The organism is Pantoea coffeiphila (genome assembly GCF_016909495.1).
GTDB classification, from domain to species: Bacteria; Pseudomonadota; Gammaproteobacteria; order Enterobacterales; family Enterobacteriaceae; genus Erwinia; species Erwinia coffeiphila.
Map to the genome: position 1 here is coordinate 260,348 of NZ_JAFBFW010000003.1, position 17,400 is coordinate 277,747.

Consider the following 17,400-nt stretch of genomic DNA (forward strand, 5'->3'; position numbering starts at 1 on the left):
GTGAAAATAATGAAGCAGAAGTTATTCTGCCCGGGAAGTTTACGCACGGCGATGGCAATTGCGCTCTGCGGCTTGCCGTTAGTTTCCAGCGGACAGGAAAACCCAGGGGCGACCTACACCTTTAACGACGGTTTTATCGTCGGCAGCCGTGAAAAAGTCGATCTGTCACGATTCTCTACCAGCGCCATCACCGAGGGAACCTACTCACTTGACGTGTACACCAACGGCGAGTGGAAAGGGCGCTACGATCTCAATGTCACCCGCGATCAAGACGGGAAAATGGGGATCTGTTACACCCGGGCCATGCTGGCGCAGTTTGGTATTGCCGCCGAGAAGCTCAACCCCACGCTCAGCCAGCAGGAAGGCTTCTGCGGCCGTTTGCCGGAGTGGCACAGCGAAGACACGATTAAAGATAACCTGATTCAGTCCTCTCTGCGGCTGGAAATCTCCGTACCGCAAATCTATGAAGATCAGCGCTTTAAAAACTTCGTCAGCCCGGAATTCTGGGATAAAGGCATTACCGCGCTGAACCTGGGCTGGATGGCGAACACCTGGACCAGCCACGCTTCGGCCGGTGAAAGTTCGGATAACAGCAGTGCCTATCTGGGCATCAATGCGGGATTTTCCTGGGACGGCTGGCTGCTGAAGCACGTGGGGAATCTGAACTGGCAGCAGCAGCAGGGCAAGGCGCGCTGGAGCAGTAACCAGACCTACGTACAGCGGCCGCTGCCGCAGGTCGATTCCATCGTCAGCGCGGGGCAAATCTTCACCAACGGTGAGTTCTTCGACACCATTGGCGTGCGTGGTGTGAATCTGGCGACCGACGACAATATGCTGCCTGACGGAATGCGTTCTTACGCGCCGGAGATCCGCGGCGTGGCGCAGAGTAACGCGCTGGTAACGGTCCGTCAGGGCGCGAATATGATTTATCAGACGACCGTGCCGCCGGGGCCGTTTGTATTAAAAGATGTCTATCCTTCCGGCTACGGCAGCGATTTGGAAGTGTCGGTGAAAGAATCCGATGGCAGCACAGAAGTGTTTAATGTGCCCTACGCCTCGGTGGCGCAGCTGCTGCGTCCGGGGATGACGCGCTATGCGCTCTCCGCCGGTAAGGTTGATGACAGTTCGCTGCGAAACCGGCCCGTGCTGTATCAGGCGACCTGGCAGCACGGTCTGAATAACCTGTTTACCGGCTATGTCGGCGCTACCGGCTTTAATGATTATCAGGCCTTCCTGCTCGGCACCGGGATGAATACCGGTTTCGGTGCGCTCTCCTTCGATATCACCCAGTCACGGCTGAGAAGCGATACGCTGAATGAAAACGGCCAGAGCTACCGCGCCACCTTTAACCGGATGTTCACCGAAACCCAGACCAGCATCGTGCTGGCGGCGTATCGCTACTCCACCAAAGGTTATTACAACCTGAACGACGCGCTGTTTGCGGTCGATCAGGAGAAATACTACGACAGCAATTACACCCAGTGGCGGCAGAAAAACGGCCTGACCTTTACCGTCAACCAGAGCCTGCCGGACGGCTGGGGTGGTTTTTATCTGAGCGGCCGCATCTCCGATTACTGGAACCGCTCCGGCACCGAGAAGCAGTATCAGCTCAGCTACAACAATATGTTTGGCCGCCTGTCATGGTCGGTGGGCGCTCAGCGCGTTTATACCCCGGACAGCTCCGGCCACAGCCGCGACGACCGCGTGTCGCTTAACTTCAGCTATCCGCTGTGGTTCGGCGAGGGGCGTACCGCAAATCTGACCTCGAATACCTCATTTAATAACTCGCACTTCGGCAGCTCGCAGATTGGCGTGAACGGCTCGCTGGATAGCAGCAATAACCTGAATTACGGCATTTCCACCACCACCTCCAGCGGCGGCGAGCATGATGTGGCGCTGAACGGCAGCTATCGTACGCCGCTGGCCACGCTGAACGGCAGCTACAGCCAGGGCGCGGGCTATCGCCAGAGCGGGCTGGGCGGCAGCGGGACGCTGATTGCCCACGGTGGCGGCATTGTGCTGTCGCCGGAGACCGGCACGACCATGGCATTGATCGAAGCGAAAGATGCGGCAGGTGCTGAACTGCCGGGTTCACCGGGGACGCGCGTGGATAAAAACGGCTATGCGGTTCTGCCGTACCTGCGCCCCTACCGCATCAATGCGGTTGAAATTGACCCGAAAGGCAGCAGTGACGATGTCGCGTTCGAGCGAACGGTGGCTCAGGTGGTGCCGTGGGAAGACAGCGTGGTGAAAGTGGCCTTCAATACGTCAATTCAGAACAACATCACACTGCTGGCTCGCCAGGCAAACCGTGCGCCGCTGCCGTTTGCCGCCTCCGTTTACGATGCGGACGGCAAGGCGATTGGCGTCGTAGGCCAGGGCAGCATGCTGTTTATCAGCGATGCCAGCGCACGGCGCGCGGTGGTGAAGTGGAGCGGCGGAGAGTGTTCCGTTGAGCTGGGCCAGGAAAACAATAAGGAAAGGGTATGTCGCTGAGTAAGCAGCTGGTTATCTTGATGGGGCTGATGATGATGGGGACAACCTCCGCCTGGGCAGCCTGTACCCGACTCTCTCAGCCAACGGTACAGCTGGATATGGTGGTGGGCAGGGTGGTGGTGCCGCCCGATCTGCCGGTGGGTTCGGTGATTGCCACCCGAAACTGGACGATGAATGCGCCGGGCGGTGCAAGCTACACCTGTACCTCCGGCACCAACCGCTTTGTGGCGAAGATGGCGCTGGCGGGCAGTACCAATCTGGGTAATAAGGTGTTTTCTACCAACGTGCCGGGAATCGGCATGCGCTTCAGCCGCGGCGGGGCCACGGTGAATATTATCTACCCGGATACCTATTCCTCATCGATAACCCGAACCACGACCTATTCTCTGGAGGGGTCGCGCTTCACCCTGGAGATTATTAAAACCGCCACCACCACCGGAAGCGGTACGCTGGCGGCAGGAAAATATACGACCTACGACTGGGAGAACGGTAATAATCCCATTCTGGACACCTATCTGAGTGCCAATGCGATCACCATTGTTTCGCCTTCCTGTACGGTATTGAGTGGTACTAATATGAATGTTGATGTGGGCGCAATTAAACGTTCCGATTTAAACGGAGTCGGTACGACTGCGGGCGGAAGAGATTTTAATATTCAGCTGCAGTGCAGTGGCGGCTTAAGCGCTTCCGGGTTTGCTAACATCAATACGACGTTCTCGGGGAATCTGGCCACCAATACCACCGCGACCAAAGGGGCACTGATTAACGAAAAAACCGGCAATTCGGCGGCAAAAGGGATCGGTATTCAGGTGCTGAAAGACGGAACGCCAATCGAGTTTAATAAAAAATACAACATCGGTACGCTACAGAGCCAGGAAACGCGCTATATCACCTTACCGTACCGCGCCCGTTTCTATCAGTACCTGCCGACCACCTCGACCGGTGAAGTGGAATCTCATATGGTCTTTAACCTGACGTACGATTAACCCGGGAGGTGGATATGAGCGAATTGTTATCGTATTTAACCCTTAAAAAGATCGTTCAGATGATTCTGCTGGGCTGCGGTTTAACCGCCTTTTCAGCCCTGGGGAAGATGCCTTTCTATGATGATGGGCGGATCGATTTTCGTGGGCGAGTTAGCGATACGTCATGCAGCGTGGCGCTAAATGGCAGTAATAATGCCGGTAGCGGTAATATCTGGCTGGCGCCGGTCAGTCTTACTGAAGTTCACCAGCGTGGGGCGGGGGCGTTTATGAATCCCCAGGCTTTCACGCTGGAGCTGTCAAAATGTCAGCTAAATTCACCGGGTACGGAAGATCTGCAAATACCGCTTCCGGTAGTCAGCGTGCGCTGGATTAGTGGTGTGGGTATAAGTGCGGTGAATAACGACAGTGCAGAGTACCTGGACAATATTTTACCCGACGGTGCACGCCATATTTACCTGGCTCTGGCGACCAATGACGGCAGCACGCTGGCGGCGGAAAATAAAATTGTTCCGGCCGATCCGCAGCAGAATCAGGTTCAGATGCAGGATCAATCGCCAAGCAGTGGCGTATTAACCTATTATATAGGCTATGTAACCACCTCGCCGCAGCAGGTGACCAGCGGGCCGATTAGTAGCCTGGCAACGCTGGAGCTGGTTTATAATTAATAATATCAAAGAGTGATGCCGGGTTGCTCCGGCATATTAAATAACAACCTCTTCCTGCACCAGTTGTTCAATACTGACTTCCTGCCAGTAAAACCCCTGCATTGCAAACCATTCCATGCCGCTTAGCCAGCGTTGATGTTCTTCGTTCTCAACACCTTCGATAATCACCCGGTGGTTATTTTTTGACAGGAATGTAATTAACGCCTGCATGAGCTGGCGTCCGTGTTCTTTTTCTATTAAATGCCAGAAGAATTCCTTGTCAATTTTTACGTAATTAAAATGATAGCCACGAATAGCACCGATCCCGGCGTAACCAGAACCAAAGTCATCCAGCCAGAGCGAAACGTTCAGCGGCAATAAACGGTTTACCGGCGCGTGGCCCAGTAAGCTGACTGAGTATTCAGCCACCTCAAAATGCACATGTTCCAGCCGTTCAATTCTTTCCGCAATATCATGACGTTGCAGAAGCGAGAGGATATGATCGTCGATATTGATAGTAAGAAACACGGCGTTATCCAGGAACCAGTCTCTGTGCTGTTCTGCCTGTGCCAGCTGCTCGATAAAAATATCTTCACGTAATGAATTGTTTACATTGCGAAAAAAAACATCGGGGGAGACGGTGATTCGGTCAAAGCGGCTCAGGCATTCAACGGCAACCAGTTTTCCTTCAGGTGAGAACATTTTCTGATAAACATAGCGAATGGCTATATCACCACGAGATAACGTATCGATAAGCATCGTATTGCTCATTATTTTTCAGGTGTCAGTTTTTATTTGATGTGTCATCACCGGCGGCAATGACAACCAGAATACACAATATGTTATTCAAATTTAAATATAATTTGGAACTAAAATCGTCTTGACTTAAGTTTCTGATCGACGGTTATCTTTAATACGGTGTCCTCGATGTATTTCTTAGTGTCGGGGTTTTTATAGTTGAATTTACAGGAGATGCGAAATGCATTTCGTTCATGAGAACGATCCTGATACACCGGCGTGACGTTAACCACTTTCAGACTGGTAACAATAATACCGTATTCCGCAAGTGAAATCTCCACATTGTCTAATGCCATTCCTTTATCCATAAACTTTTTTTTGAAGGATTCAGATATAAAAGAACATCCTCCCTCAGAAAGGTCATTGATAGTACATCTATAGCTTTCACCGCTCTTGTGTCGACCCGAACAGAAGAAACCCGAATCGTTTTTAACGCGTACGCGTTGTGTTAAGCGACGTTGCAAAATGTTAATGCTATCAGGCAAAAAAAAAGCAATGGCATTGGCGGTGTTTTGACGGTCACTTTCGGTGCTTAATGCAGCACTGAACTCAATTTTTCCTAACTGGCTGTGTAATACAAAAGAAAACCCAGCGCTGTCAGTAATTGATGGAAAATCCGAATCATCAGGATTAATATAAAAACATGAGAAATCAACCTTTTTGATATTTGCTGCCCACAATTCTCCTTTATGATAAATGTCTATTTCAGATTTAACTCTGCACTCTTCTCTCAAGATTGCCAATATTTCATATTTAGACTCTTTTAAGATCCCCACTGACATTCCATATCCTCTCATGCTATTTTTTTTAGTACCATTTTGGTCTTTATCCTATAGGAAAAAATCACCACTTAGTGCAAGAGATTGTGAGGGTCGTCTATCGTTAATGTTTAAATAATAGATGAAGACAATTAACAGGTACTTGACAGTTTTGCTAAGTATTCTCCTGGGTAGGGTGAATTTAAATAACGCTTATTTATTATGTGGTTATTTACTGGTTTTTTAAACGAATGGTAAACGTACTTTTGGTGGCAGGTTTGTCACAGTGAAGAATGAGTGGGAAGGCTATTCTATATTTTATTTTAGACTAATAGAGAGTTCTGGATGGCAGGGGGTTACCTGAAATTAAAATTTTCAGCCAGATGGGTCGGGTGATGTTTATCGTATTCTGAGGTGGAGGGTTTCTGGCTGAAAATAGCCGTGATGACGAACATCGAACCTACAGGCCGCAGGTGGAGAATGTATTTTATTTTGCAGATCAATTCTTTTACATATTACCCGGTGTCTGTTTCCCCCTGAAGTCAGTCTTCAGGAAGAATAGCTGAAAATAAGGTTTCGAGCCGCGACGTTATTTTTCTGATTCAGAAACGATCGTCCTTTCCTCACCGTACCAGAGCTGTGACTGCGTTAAATCGACAAACTGTCGTTCATCGGCAATCAGCTCCCGCAGTGCCAGTAATCCCTCTTCGGTTTTTCGCGCCGCCAGATGTGACTCCATGTCGTCCCACCACAGCTCAGCGCAGCCATCGTAATCCACCTGCGGGGCATTTCGGGTTTGCCGTAGTGCCTCTTGTGCGGGGGCATCAGCATAAGGGACGGTCTGGATATAGCGACGAATCCCAAGAATTTCAGCGTGTTTAGTCACCAGCCGGGCATGGTTTTCACGCCAGTATCGATCGAATTCTTCCGCCGTTAAGTCCGCCCGTCTCCCTGTGGTTACGATAGCTCGTAATGACATCTGCGTTACGATTTCTGTATGATTAATGTCCAGTAAGTATGGCGGAGATAACATTATGCCCTTAACGAACAGCGCTTCTGTCAAACGCGAAACATTGAATTTGCGCATCAAGCCCGCCGAGCGGGATCTCATCGATCGTGCGGCAAAAGCCAAGGGAAAAAATCGCACCGATTTTGTTCTTGAGGCTGCTCGTGCCGCCGCAGAGGAAGCGTTAATCGATAGGCGGATCATCATGGCAGATCCAGACGCTTATCAGGCTTTTCTTACCCGATTGGATCAGGCTCCTGCGGCGAATGACGCACTGCGAAAAACGATGCAAACCCTGGCCCCGTGGGAAAAGAAAGAATGATATCTGCACCCGAGCCGCTCCACGCCGAACATCTGCTGTCTGCATTTTGTTGTGGCGTGGGGTCCATGGATAACTGGCTAAAACAGCGGGCGATGAAAAATCAGGTCACTGGCGCATCACGTACTTTCGTCAGCTGTGATGGCTTAAACGTGCTGGCGTATTATTCATTGGCCCCCAGTGCCGTAATGACGAATGCCGCTCCCGGACGTTTTCGCTGTAATATGCCCGACCCCATCCCTGTCGTTGTGCTGGGCCGTTTGGCGGTGGATAAATCACTACACGGTCAGGGTGTTGGCAGGGCATTGGTGCGAGATGCCGGGCTACGGGTCATTCAGGTAGCAGATACCATCGGCATCAGAGGAATGATGGTACATGCGCTGTCTGATGACGCGCGGGAATTTTACCTGAGATTAGGATTTGAGCCTTCACCAATAGACCCAATGATGCTGATGGTGACGCTGGGTGATTTGACAGGGAGTTTATCGATTTAAATTACAGGCTCCGATTTTTACGCATTGTGATTCTCTTTTTGGCATATCTCTCTCCTCAGAATGAAAGAGAATAGATAGCGCAGCCCGTTCCCCGACTAATTTTCTTTTTTTTCTGCCCGATTTCTTTCCTCGCGTGACCTCTTTGATGAGCTTTCGATTCAATACCTTCAGGGAACCGCTTAATGACCATAAAAAATACAGTCCGCCCGACGCGCGCGGGGGCCGCCTCTGCCCGTAGTCGCCTTGCTATCGCCATCACCGGCCTGCTGGCCGCCACCGCCGTCGTGCCCGCTGGCGCGCTGGCACAGTCCGCTACGCTGCAGCAGCCAGCAGCGCGGACCTTCTCGATTCCTGCCGGGGATCTGGCGGGGGCGCTGCGCAGCGCCGCTGGCCAGGCGGGCGTCATTCTGATTTTCACCCCGGAGCAGACCCGCGGGAAAAGTAGCGCCGGCGTGCGCGGCAGCTACGGCGTTGAGCAGGCGCTGGATATCCTGCTGGCAGGGAGCGGCCTGCGCGCTGAACAGACCGACAGCGGCTACCGGCTGGTTGATAGCGCGGCAGAACAGGCTCTTGCTATTCCAGAGCTGTCGGTGGTCGCCGGGCTGTCCGACAGTACCGCCGCCGGGCGCTCCACGCTTGACCAACAGGATATCGACCGCATCCAGGCCGACAACGTTGCCAGCCTGCTCGACAAGCTGCCGGGTGTGTCGATGGCCGGTTCGCCGCGTCCGGGTGGGCAGAGCCTGAATATCTGGGGCATGGGCGACATGGAAGACGTTAAGGTGGTACTGGACGGCGCGCCGAAGGGCTTCGAAAAGTATCGCCAGGGTTCGGTCTTTATTGAGCCGGAGCTGCTGAAGCGCGTGAGCGTCGACAAGGGCCCGCATAATATTCAGAACGCCAACGGCGGCTTCGGCGGTACCATCACGATGGAAACCAAAGACGCCGGTGATATGCTGCGTCCGGGAGAAGATCTCGGCGGTATGTTGAAATACAGCTACCACACCAACGATCGCCAGGGCACTTACAGCGGCGCGCTGTACGGCCGCAGCGAGGAGGGATTTGCCGACGGCCTGCTGTACGCCAGCCGCCGCGACGGCGGCAATATCAAGCGCCCGGACGGCACGCGCTTCGCCTATTCTGAGAACGACCAGACCTCTTACCTGCTGAAAACTAACCTCTATCTGACCGATTCGCAGACCCTGACCCTCTCGGCGATGCGTTCCGAATCCGACGGCTGGCAGCCGTTTGCCGCCAAACGCGATGACATCGCCGCGCCGAGCCAGGCGAACATCGACCGCTACGGCTATGAGGAGGCCTGGCGCCGCATTCTGGTCTACCGCGATCAGAAGGACAGCAACTACTCGGCGAAGTGGAACCTCGCCCCGGAGTCACAGCCGCTGGTCAATCTGACCGTGGCGCTGGCCTATTCGAAAACCGAGCAGCACGACCGGCGTCCTGACTCCGCCTCGCAGTCCAGCTATCTCGGCACGCTGGGCAACGAGAGCTGGGTCAGCTATACCGACCGCCAGCTGGACGTCAGCAACGTGAGCGAGTTCAGCAGTGGGCCGCTGGAGCACAAGCTGCTGATCGGCACGCAGCTGCACAAGCACGACCGCGATACGCTGATGTACTATCCGTCCGGCGCGACCAACGCCAGCTACAACTACGGTTACTTCCAGCCTTACTATATGCCGGCGGGTAAACAGGAGACGCGTAGCGTCTATCTACAGGATGCGGTGAGCTACGGCGACCTGACGATCACCCCGGGCCTGCGCTACGACCACGTCACCAACACCGGGCGGCCGAACCTCGCGCCGCGCTATAACGACAGCGATCCGCTGGCCGGCCACGACTACAGCAGCGTGACCTACACCGGCTGGTCGCCGCACCTCGGCACCATCTGGAAGGCGACGCGTAACGTCTCGCTGTTTGCCGACGTCAGCCGCACCTGGCGCGCGCCGGTGATCGACGAGCAGTACGAAGTGCAGTCCGCCGCTTCCAGCGTGCCGGGCACCAGCCGCAATCTGCAGGTGGAGCGCATTACCGGCATCCGGCTGGGCGCGGTGCTTGACTTCAACGACCTGCTGCTGGACAAGGACAGCCTGCAGATCCGCACCACCCTGTTCCGTAACCGTGGAAAGAACGAGATCTTCTACCGCCGCGGCGTGCTGTGCGAAGAGGGCAGCTGCGGCCAGCCGCTCTCCAACTACCGCAACCTGCCGGGCTACACCATTGAAGGGTTTGAGGTTGAGTCGTTCTACGACAGCGAAAGCGTGTTCGGCAGCCTGTCGCTGTCGTCGATTCGCGGTAAGCGCGATGGCTCACCGCGTGACCCGTGGGGCAATGAAACATGGATCGCCGAAATCCCGCCGACGACCGCGCATGCGATGCTCGGCCTGAAAGTGCCGCGTGCCAATCTGGCCTTCGGCGTAACCGGCGACTTCGTACGTAAGCAGGATCGCTCGCCGGTGGATGGCGATCCTCAGGCGGCGGTATGGGCGCTGCCGAAAACCTCGGGTTACGCGCTGTACGGCCTGTTCGCTTCGTGGGAGCCAAACTTCTGGCGCGGTCTTGAGGCGCGGGTCACCGTCGATAACCTGCTGAACCACAACTACTATCCGTACCTTGGCGAGTCGGTTTCCGGCGTCGGGCGCAACTTCAAGTTCAGCGTCAGCCAGCGTTTCTAATCCTTCCTCCCGGCGGGGGCCGCAGTGGCCCCCGCACCGCACGTGTGGCCGCATAACGCGGTAAAGCGCGTTAAAATTCAGCAATAACTTGACACGCCATTTACATTATCTAAATAATAATGATTGTTATTTTCACTATCATTACTATCGGGTGTTTTGCATGGCGAGGAAACAGAGCGCAGCGTCCCACGGTTTTGCCGAACAGCTCTACCTTGAGCATCACAGCTGGCTGTGCAGCTGGCTGCGCAACAGGGTCAGCTGCGCGTCCCATGCGGAAGATCTGGCACAGGATACCTTTTTGGGTATCCTGCTCAGCCCGCAGCTGTTAACGATCCGCGAGCCGCGCCCGTTCCTGGCTACGGTGGCACGCCGCCTGGTCGCCAACTTCTACCGCCGTAAAAAGATTGAAGAGCACTACCTGCAGGCGCTCGCCGAGCTGCCGGAAGAGGCGATCCCCTCGCCGGAAGTGCGCCAGCAGGCGATTGAAATGCTGGAGCAGCTTGACCGGGCGCTGGACGGGCTGCCGCCGCACGTGCGCGAAGCGTTCCTGCTGGCGCACCTGCAGGGCATGCGCTACAGCGACATTGCAGAACGCTTGCGTGTCTCAACCAGCTCGGTGAAACAGTACCTACAGCGTGCCAACCTGCACTGCTTCTTTGCGCTGTCGGCGTAATGATGGCGGAGGGGCGCGCGATGGCCGAAGAGATTGACCCGAAGAGCGCACGTGAGGCGGTGGCGTGGCTGACGCAGCTGATGTCGGAAGAGGCGAACGGCGAGGATAAGGACGGCTGGCAGCGCTGGCTGGCGGCCAGCCCGGAAAACGTGCGGGCCTGGCAGCATATCAGCCGCTTCTCCTCGCAGTTCTCGCAGCTGAACGGCGAGGCGGCGCACCGCAGCCTGTCGACGGTCGCCAACCCGCAGCGCCGTCGGCTGCTGCGCTGCGCGGCCGGCGTTGGTCTGATCGGCGCGGTCGGCGCAGGGGTGCTGCCCTGGCGATCGTGGCAGGCGGACTACCGCACGGCAATCGGCGAGCAGCAGCGGGTCACGCTAAGCGACGGCACCGATCTGCTGCTGAACACGCAGACCGCGGTGAACGTCAGCCTGCCGCAGCTCAGCCTGCTGCAGGGCGAAATGCTGGTCGCCGCGCCGCGCAGCGGCATGCCGCTGCAACTGTTGCTGCCGCAGGGCAGCGTGCAGTCGCACAACAGCCGCTTCAGCCTGCGGCTGCATGACGACTATAGCGAGCTTGCGGTCTATCACGGCCAGCTCAGCATCACGCCTCTGGATGGCCAGCGCACCACCCTCAACGCGGGCTACGGCGGTCGGTTGAATCTCAGCGGGTTCCACAAAGTGGGCAGAGTCAGCGGGGAACCCGGCTGGCAGCAGGGAATGCTGTACGCCGACAATATGCGACTGGATGACTTTCTCGCCGAGCTGGCGCGCTACCGGCGCGGCGTAATCCGCTGCGGTCAGCAGGTCGCAGGCCTGCGGCTGTCGGGTGCCTTCCCGCTCGCTGACACCGATCGGATTATTGCCTCGCTGCCCGGCACGCTGCCGGTTCAGGTCAGCTCACTATCGAAATACTTCATCAGCATCTCATAGTCGGCTATTAATAGATGAATACGCTTAAAAAGAGTGATGTTAATATTCGCAGTAGAATATAAAACTACAGTAAAGACGATTTAAGATAAATAACCCCATAATTCATCGCAGTTCTGCCCGTTTCTCTCCGCTCGGGTGACCTCAGGGTAATCCCCCGATTGTTTTCAGGCACATCGGGCACCTTTTACGGCCAATCCGGGTACCGCTGCTTATGATCGCTCACTCCGTCCTTCCCTCCAGCCCGTTTCCCGCACCGCAGCGGCAGCGCCGCCGGGCCGCGGCCGGGCTGCTTACGCTGGCGCTGCACGGCACGTTGCTGCTGTGGTTGAGCTACCGAGCTGCTCCGCCGCCGCCGCTGCCCGCCGCACAGCCGATGCTGCTGCTGGCGGTCGCCGAGCAGGCCGAGTCGGTGCCGGACAGCGAGAAAAGGCCGACCGGCGTGCGCCAGGTGCAGGCGATCGCCGCGCAGGCCGAGCCAACCCGGCAGGCCGCCCCGCAGCTGACGGAGGCGCCCGACGCCCTTATTCATCGCCCGACCGCCGCCGCACAGCCTGACAAAACCCTGGTCGAGAAGCAGAAACCCCCGAAGCGTCCGGTGGAAAAGGCGCTGCCGAACCCGCCTTCCCGCGCGGCGGCCGCGCCGGATACCAGCGCGCCGCCGCCGATGGCGGGCAAGATCGTTGCTGCCCCGCGTAACCAGGCCGCAGCCCAGCCCAGCCGCAACGCGTCGGCGTGGAGCGGGGAACTGCTGGCGCATCTCAGCCGCTACAAGCGCTACCCGGCGATCGCGCTGCGCCAGCAGCGGCAGGGCGTAGCGCAGATAAGCATTACCCTCGATCGCCAGGGCAGGGTGCTGGCGGTGAAGCTGCTGCGCTCGAGCGGCGTCAGCTCGCTGGATCGGGAAACTACCGAGCTACCGCTGCGTGCATCGCCGGTGCCGCCGCCGCCGCCGGAGATGGTCGTCGGCATGGCCGAGATCAGCATCAGCCTCCCGGTGCGCTTCGACCTGAGCGAAGCGCGCAAATAACTTAAAGCGCCGACGACGTAGCCCGTCGGCGCAGCAGACTCACTCCACCGTAGCTGCGTCCGCTTTTGGCTGTGAGTTCATCGATTTCTCTAAGTGCAGAAAGACGTCAAAGTACTTTCAGAATGGTTGCCTGGCAGGCCATGAAATAGGGTGGGAATAGTGCGTATGGGCAATGTGAGGTTTAGCAGGAAACGTCACTGCCACCCGAAAGGCGGGTAACTGCTCGAGAAAAATGCTCAGGCTGGATGGAAAGGGCAGAGTAGCGCATATGTGGCTAAGACGACCGAAAATCTACCGGAACGCTGAAAAGCAAAAACCCGCCGTTAGGCGGGTTCTTTGAATGTGGTGCCCGAACCCGGAATCGAACCAGGGACACGGGGATTTTCAATCCCCTGCTCTACCGACTGAGCTATTCGGGCAACGGGGCGCATTAAACCGTAATGGCCGTTCGGCGTCAACGGCTTTGTCATAAAAAATACCTAAATCCCCGCTGACTGCCTGCTTTTTGCTCTGATGGCGCAAAAGCTGCTCAGGAAAGCGCACCGTTCTTACGGCACATCGAAATAGCGAGGACATCCTCGGCCAGTCTGCGGGCGGTTTCAACGTCCTGCACCTGACGTTTCACCAGCAGGCGCGACAGGCAGCCTTCCAGAATTAACTCCATCTGATGTGCAACCAGCGTGGGGTTATCCGCGCCCAGCGTATCGAGCAGCTCGTGGGTATACTGCCAGGAGGCTTTCTTTTGCTGTTCGGCAAGCTGATGGATCGGATGGTCGGCCTGCGGATAGAAGCTACAGGCGGCAATAAACAGGCAGCCGGGATAGCGCTGGTTATTCACAGCATCGGTCAGCACCTGATAGCGCGCCAGCAGCTTTTGACCGGCGCTGAGCTCATCATCCAGCAGCAGCTTGCGCCGCCAGATATCGATCTGCTCGCCGTGATAGCGCAAGGCGTCATACAGCAACGCTTCGCGATCGGGCCAGAAGCGTTTGATCTCTTCTTCCGAGCAATCCAGCTCTCCAACCAGCATGGTAAGAGAGGTTGTTGCCGCCAATCCGTATTTCTCGAGGATATTCAGGGCATGCTCGAGTACCTGTTCACGCTGCAATTGGCTCTCCTTTTCTGTTCCGGTCTGGCATCGCCACGGATGCGCAATAAGACCTTAGTGTTGTTTATGGTGTCACTTTCTGCAAATGCTGGCGGAAATCATCCGGTTTCATAAAGCCGGTGACACGTGAACCTGGGATCTCGTGACCATTGGCATCGAAGAACAGGATGGTCGGCAGTCCCAGCACCTGCAAATGTTGCAGTAGCGCGCTGTCCGTACTGCTGTTCGTGGTGACATCGGCCTGCAGCAGCTGCACGTTGCTCAGTGCTGACTGCACCTGCTTATCGCTAAAGGTATATTTCTCAAACTCTTTGCACGCCACGCACCAGTCCGCGTACAGATCGAGCATGGTGACTTTGCCACCGCTGGCCTGTAGCTGCTGGTCGAGCTGTGCCGCGCTGCTGATGCGCTGGAAGTTAAGGTGTGCTGCGGACGCCGTGCTGGCCTGCTGGCCAAATGCCCAGTCCTGCAGCGGGCGTGCGGCAATCAGCATCGCCGCCAGCAGGATCACCTGAATCACACGCTGCCAGCCGCGGCTGCTCTTCAGGCTGCTGATAAATGCCCATCCGAAGAAGGCGACGCCAAGCAGGCTCCACAGCCGCAGTCCCCAGGCGTCGCCGATCACGCGTTCCAGCAGGAACACCGGCAGGGCAAGGATCACGAAGCCAAAGCCCTCTTTAACCGTTTGCATCCACGGGCCACTCTTCGGCAGCAGGCGGTTGCCAAACAGCGTAATGGCGATCAGCGGCAGGCCCATACCCAGCGCATAGAGGTAGAGCGTACCGGCTCCCGCCAGCATATTGCCGCTCTGGGCGATATACAGCAGGATCGCGCTCAGCGGCGCGGTGGTGCAGGGGGAACAGATTAGCCCGGCCAGCGCGCCCATCAGGAACACGCCGGGTAGCGATCCGCCCTGTTGGCGATTGCTCCACAGAGTCAGCCGGGTTTGCAGCGCGGAAGGCAGCTGCAGTGTGAACAGGCCGAACATCGACAGGGCGAGCACGATAAACAGCACAGACAGGCCAATCAGCACGGCCGGGGCCTGAAGCGCCGCCTGGAAACGGAGCCCGGCGGCGGCAACGACAATACCCATCACCGTATAGGTCAGCGCCATGCCCTGAACGTAGATCATCGCCAGCATAAACAGGCGGCCCAGGCTGAATTTACGATTGCCGCCGAGAATGATGCCGGAAATCAGCGGGTACATCGGCAATACGCAGGGCGTAAAGGCCACGCCGATGCCAATCAGCAACGCCCACAGCGGTGAGAACGGCAGCGAGGATGATTCTTCCGCAGGTGTGGCGGCAGGTGGCGCGTTGCTGGCGGCGACCGCTGACTGGTTATCGGCTGCAACCGGCGATGCTTCAACAGTGGACGAGTTGCTGGCTGCGAAAGGTGAAGCTTCAGCAGGCGGCGGGTTGCTGACTACGGCAGGTGAGTCTTCCACTGGTGGCGCTGTGACTGATGCGCCCGGTGCGGACGCGGGTTCCTGCCCGAAGACGGCGCTAAGCGGCACGCTGCGGGTTTCTGGCGGATAGCAGAATCCGACGGCGGCGCAGCCCTGATAGGTGACGGTGAGCTGCGCTCCGCTACCCGCCTGCTGGATGGTGAACGGCAGCGTCAGGTTTTCCGGGTAGATTTCGGTTTTACCGTAGAACTCATCCTCATGTGGTTTGCCGGCAGGCAGTTTCCACTGCGCCAGCGTGGCGTTCTGCACGCTGATATGCATCTGCTGACGATAGAGGTAGTAGCCGGGTTTGATCTGCCAGCGGAGAGTAAGCTGGTTTTCCTGCTGGCTGAAGTCAAAAGCAAAAGCCTGGTTAACCGGCACAAACTGGCTGTTACTGCCCTGGCCGAAAAGCGATGCACTGGCACTGACGCTGAACAGGGTACACAGCAGCAGTAAAAAAGAAGTCAAAAGTCGTGGGATCATAACGGGCGTTGGCTCTCTCCATTTGGGGCTGAAACAGACCGGAAATCGGTGCTGTCGGCTATTCCTTGTACGGCAAGCGCAGATAATAGCATGGCAAGTCGGGGATGGCTTTTCAGGATGAAGTTGAGGGCGTGATAGCGGGCCGCAGACGATGGCGTGCGGCCCGCTGCTGGTCTGGCTACAGCACTAAATGCCCAATCAGGAAGCCGAAGACCACGGAGAGGATGATCGCCAGGGTCCCGGGGATCAGGAAGGAGTGGTTGAAGACAAAGCGGCCAATGCGCGTGGAGCCGGTATCGTCCATCTCAACGGCGGCAAGCAGCGTCGGGTAGGTCGGTAGCACGAACAGTGCAGATACCGCCGCGAAGGAGGCGACCGCAGTGACCGGGGATACGCCGAGCATCAGCGCAGCGGGCATCAGCGCCTTGGTGGTGGCCGCCTGGGAGTAGAGCAGCGTGGAGGCGAAGAACAGCACGATAGCCAGCATCCACGGATAGCTGTCCAGCAGCTCACCGGCAACGCTCTGGATCTCGCCGATGTGCGCTTTAACAAACGTATCCCCCAGCCAGGCAACGCCCATGACGCAGACGCAGGCGCTCATACCGGATTTAAAGGTGCTGGCGCTGAGGATCTCGCCGGTATCGACCTTGCAGGTCAGGCAGATCAGCGTGGCAACGGTCAGCATAAACACCACGATAGCTTCGTTGCGCGGCAGGACCGGATTCTGGATCAGGCCAACGGCGTCGCTGATGGCCGTGGCGTAGAACACCACCGCCACGATGCCGACTAAAAACAGCAGGACGGAGAGCTTCGCGCCGGGCTTTTCTTCAAACTGACTGGCACCGCGCAGCGTGACTTCGCCCTTCGCCAGTCGTGCCTGGTAAACCGGATCGTCTTTCAGCTCTTTACCCAGGAAATTGGTCACCAGCGCGGCGACAAAAATAGCCGCCATCGTTGAGGGAATCGCCACCGCCAGCAGCCCGAGATAGCTGACGCCTTTCGGCTCCAGCAGCGCGGCCAGAAACACCACGGCGGCGGAAATAGGGGAGGCGGTAATGGCGATCTGTGAGGCGACCACGGCAATCGACAGCGGACGGGAAGGGCGCACACCCTGCTCTTTCGCTACCTCGGCAATCACCGGCAGGGTGGAAAACGCCGTGTGGCCTGTACCCGCCAGCAGCGTCATGCCGTAGGTGACCAGCGGTGCCAGAAAGGTGATGTAGCGCGGGTGCTTACGCAGCAGACGCTCGGCCAGGTTGACCAGGTAATCCATCCCTCCGGCGATCTGCATGGCGGCAATAGCGGCAATCACCCCCATGATAATTTCAATCACGTCAAAGGGGATGGCACCGGGTTTTATCTGAAACCCCAGGGTGAGTACCAGTACGCCTAAACCACCGGCAAAACCAATACCGATCCCTCCCAGCCGGGCACCCAGGTAGATAGCCAGCAGGACAACGACAAGCTCGGGTAGCAACATCTATGTGCTCCTTAAATTACTGATAATAAATTGTTAATGATTTGTAGACCGTGGAAAGT

15 protein-coding genes and 1 tRNA gene are annotated in these 17,400 nt (G+C 56.8%); 9 read left to right on the forward strand and 7 right to left on the reverse strand.

Features of this window, described 5'->3' with window-relative positions; translation table 11 throughout:
- Positions 1-9: 9 nt before the first annotated feature.
- The 3 genes from JOE09_RS10920 to JOE09_RS10930 are packed head-to-tail and all read left to right on the forward strand — an operon-like array spanning position 10 to position 4,147.
- Complete coding sequence (locus JOE09_RS10920) at positions 10-2,496, forward strand: fimbria/pilus outer membrane usher protein (RefSeq protein WP_205065801.1); 2,487 nt, start codon at positions 10-12, stop codon at positions 2,494-2,496.
- Entirely contained in the window at positions 2,487-3,482 is a 996-nt protein-coding gene (locus JOE09_RS10925) for a fimbrial protein (RefSeq protein ID WP_200560562.1), read from the forward strand. The genes JOE09_RS10920 and JOE09_RS10925 overlap by 10 nt, the downstream gene beginning before the upstream one ends.
- A gap of 14 nt (positions 3,483-3,496) precedes the next feature.
- Positions 3,497-4,147, forward strand: a complete 651-nt coding sequence (locus JOE09_RS10930; protein WP_239553036.1) for a fimbrial protein — start codon at positions 3,497-3,499, stop codon at positions 4,145-4,147.
- 36 nt (positions 4,148-4,183) lie between these two features.
- On the opposite strand, the gene JOE09_RS10935 is transcribed toward JOE09_RS10930, so the two are convergent.
- The 3 genes from JOE09_RS10935 to JOE09_RS10945 all read right to left on the reverse strand — a co-directional run bounded on the left by JOE09_RS10935 (position 4,184) and on the right by JOE09_RS10945 (position 6,661).
- On the reverse strand, positions 4,184-4,897 hold the full coding sequence (locus tag JOE09_RS10935; protein ID WP_205065802.1) for an EAL domain-containing protein: 714 nt from the start codon (positions 4,895-4,897) through the stop codon (positions 4,184-4,186).
- 98 nt (positions 4,898-4,995) lie between these two features.
- Complete coding sequence (locus JOE09_RS10940) at positions 4,996-5,706, reverse strand: flagellar brake protein (protein ID WP_205065803.1); 711 nt, start codon at positions 5,704-5,706, stop codon at positions 4,996-4,998.
- A 565-nt stretch (positions 5,707-6,271) separates the two neighbouring features.
- Positions 6,272-6,661: an EthD domain-containing protein gene (locus tag JOE09_RS10945; RefSeq protein WP_205065804.1), complete on the reverse strand. Its 390-nt coding sequence runs from the start codon at positions 6,659-6,661 to the stop codon at positions 6,272-6,274.
- Positions 6,662-6,716: 55 nt separating this feature from the next.
- Here JOE09_RS10945 and JOE09_RS10950 point away from each other — a divergent pair, with 55 nt between their 5' ends.
- From JOE09_RS10950 to JOE09_RS10975, 6 genes are all read left to right on the forward strand, one after another.
- Positions 6,717-7,010: a type II toxin-antitoxin system TacA family antitoxin gene (locus JOE09_RS10950; protein WP_105592126.1), complete on the forward strand. Its 294-nt coding sequence runs from the start codon at positions 6,717-6,719 to the stop codon at positions 7,008-7,010.
- Complete coding sequence (locus tag JOE09_RS10955) at positions 7,007-7,501, forward strand: GNAT family N-acetyltransferase (protein ID WP_205065805.1); 495 nt, start codon at positions 7,007-7,009, stop codon at positions 7,499-7,501. The genes JOE09_RS10950 and JOE09_RS10955 overlap by 4 nt, the downstream gene beginning before the upstream one ends.
- A 182-nt stretch (positions 7,502-7,683) precedes the next feature.
- Positions 7,684-10,191 (forward strand): TonB-dependent receptor, encoded by a 2,508-nt coding sequence (locus JOE09_RS10960; RefSeq protein WP_205065806.1) that lies wholly within the window; start codon positions 7,684-7,686, stop codon positions 10,189-10,191.
- 160 nt (positions 10,192-10,351) lie between these two features.
- Entirely contained in the window at positions 10,352-10,864 is a 513-nt protein-coding gene (locus tag JOE09_RS10965; RefSeq protein WP_205065807.1) for a sigma-70 family RNA polymerase sigma factor, read from the forward strand.
- Between the two features lie 20 nt (positions 10,865-10,884).
- The gene (locus tag JOE09_RS10970; RefSeq protein WP_205065808.1) at positions 10,885-11,793 is read left to right on the forward strand and encodes a DUF4880 domain-containing protein; all 909 of its coding nucleotides are present in this window, start codon (positions 10,885-10,887) and stop codon (positions 11,791-11,793) included.
- 211 nt (positions 11,794-12,004) lie between these two features.
- Complete coding sequence (locus tag JOE09_RS10975) at positions 12,005-12,820, forward strand: TonB family protein (protein WP_205065809.1); 816 nt, start codon at positions 12,005-12,007, stop codon at positions 12,818-12,820.
- A 343-nt stretch (positions 12,821-13,163) separates the two neighbouring features.
- Here JOE09_RS10975 and JOE09_RS10980 read toward each other — a convergent pair.
- The 4 genes from JOE09_RS10980 to JOE09_RS10995 form a co-directional block, all read right to left on the reverse strand.
- Positions 13,164-13,239, reverse strand: a tRNA-Phe gene (locus JOE09_RS10980).
- Positions 13,240-13,349: 110 nt separating this feature from the next.
- On the reverse strand, positions 13,350-13,928 hold the full coding sequence (gene dicD, locus JOE09_RS10985; RefSeq protein ID WP_205065810.1) for a division control transcriptional repressor DicD: 579 nt from the start codon (positions 13,926-13,928) through the stop codon (positions 13,350-13,352).
- A gap of 64 nt (positions 13,929-13,992) precedes the next feature.
- Positions 13,993-15,861: a protein-disulfide reductase DsbD gene (locus JOE09_RS10990; RefSeq protein WP_205065811.1), complete on the reverse strand. Its 1,869-nt coding sequence runs from the start codon at positions 15,859-15,861 to the stop codon at positions 13,993-13,995.
- Between the two features lie 178 nt (positions 15,862-16,039).
- Positions 16,040-17,341, reverse strand: coding sequence for an anaerobic C4-dicarboxylate transporter (locus JOE09_RS10995; RefSeq protein WP_105592116.1), 1,302 nt, complete (start codon positions 17,339-17,341; stop codon positions 16,040-16,042).
- Positions 17,342-17,400: the final 59 nt, after the last annotated feature.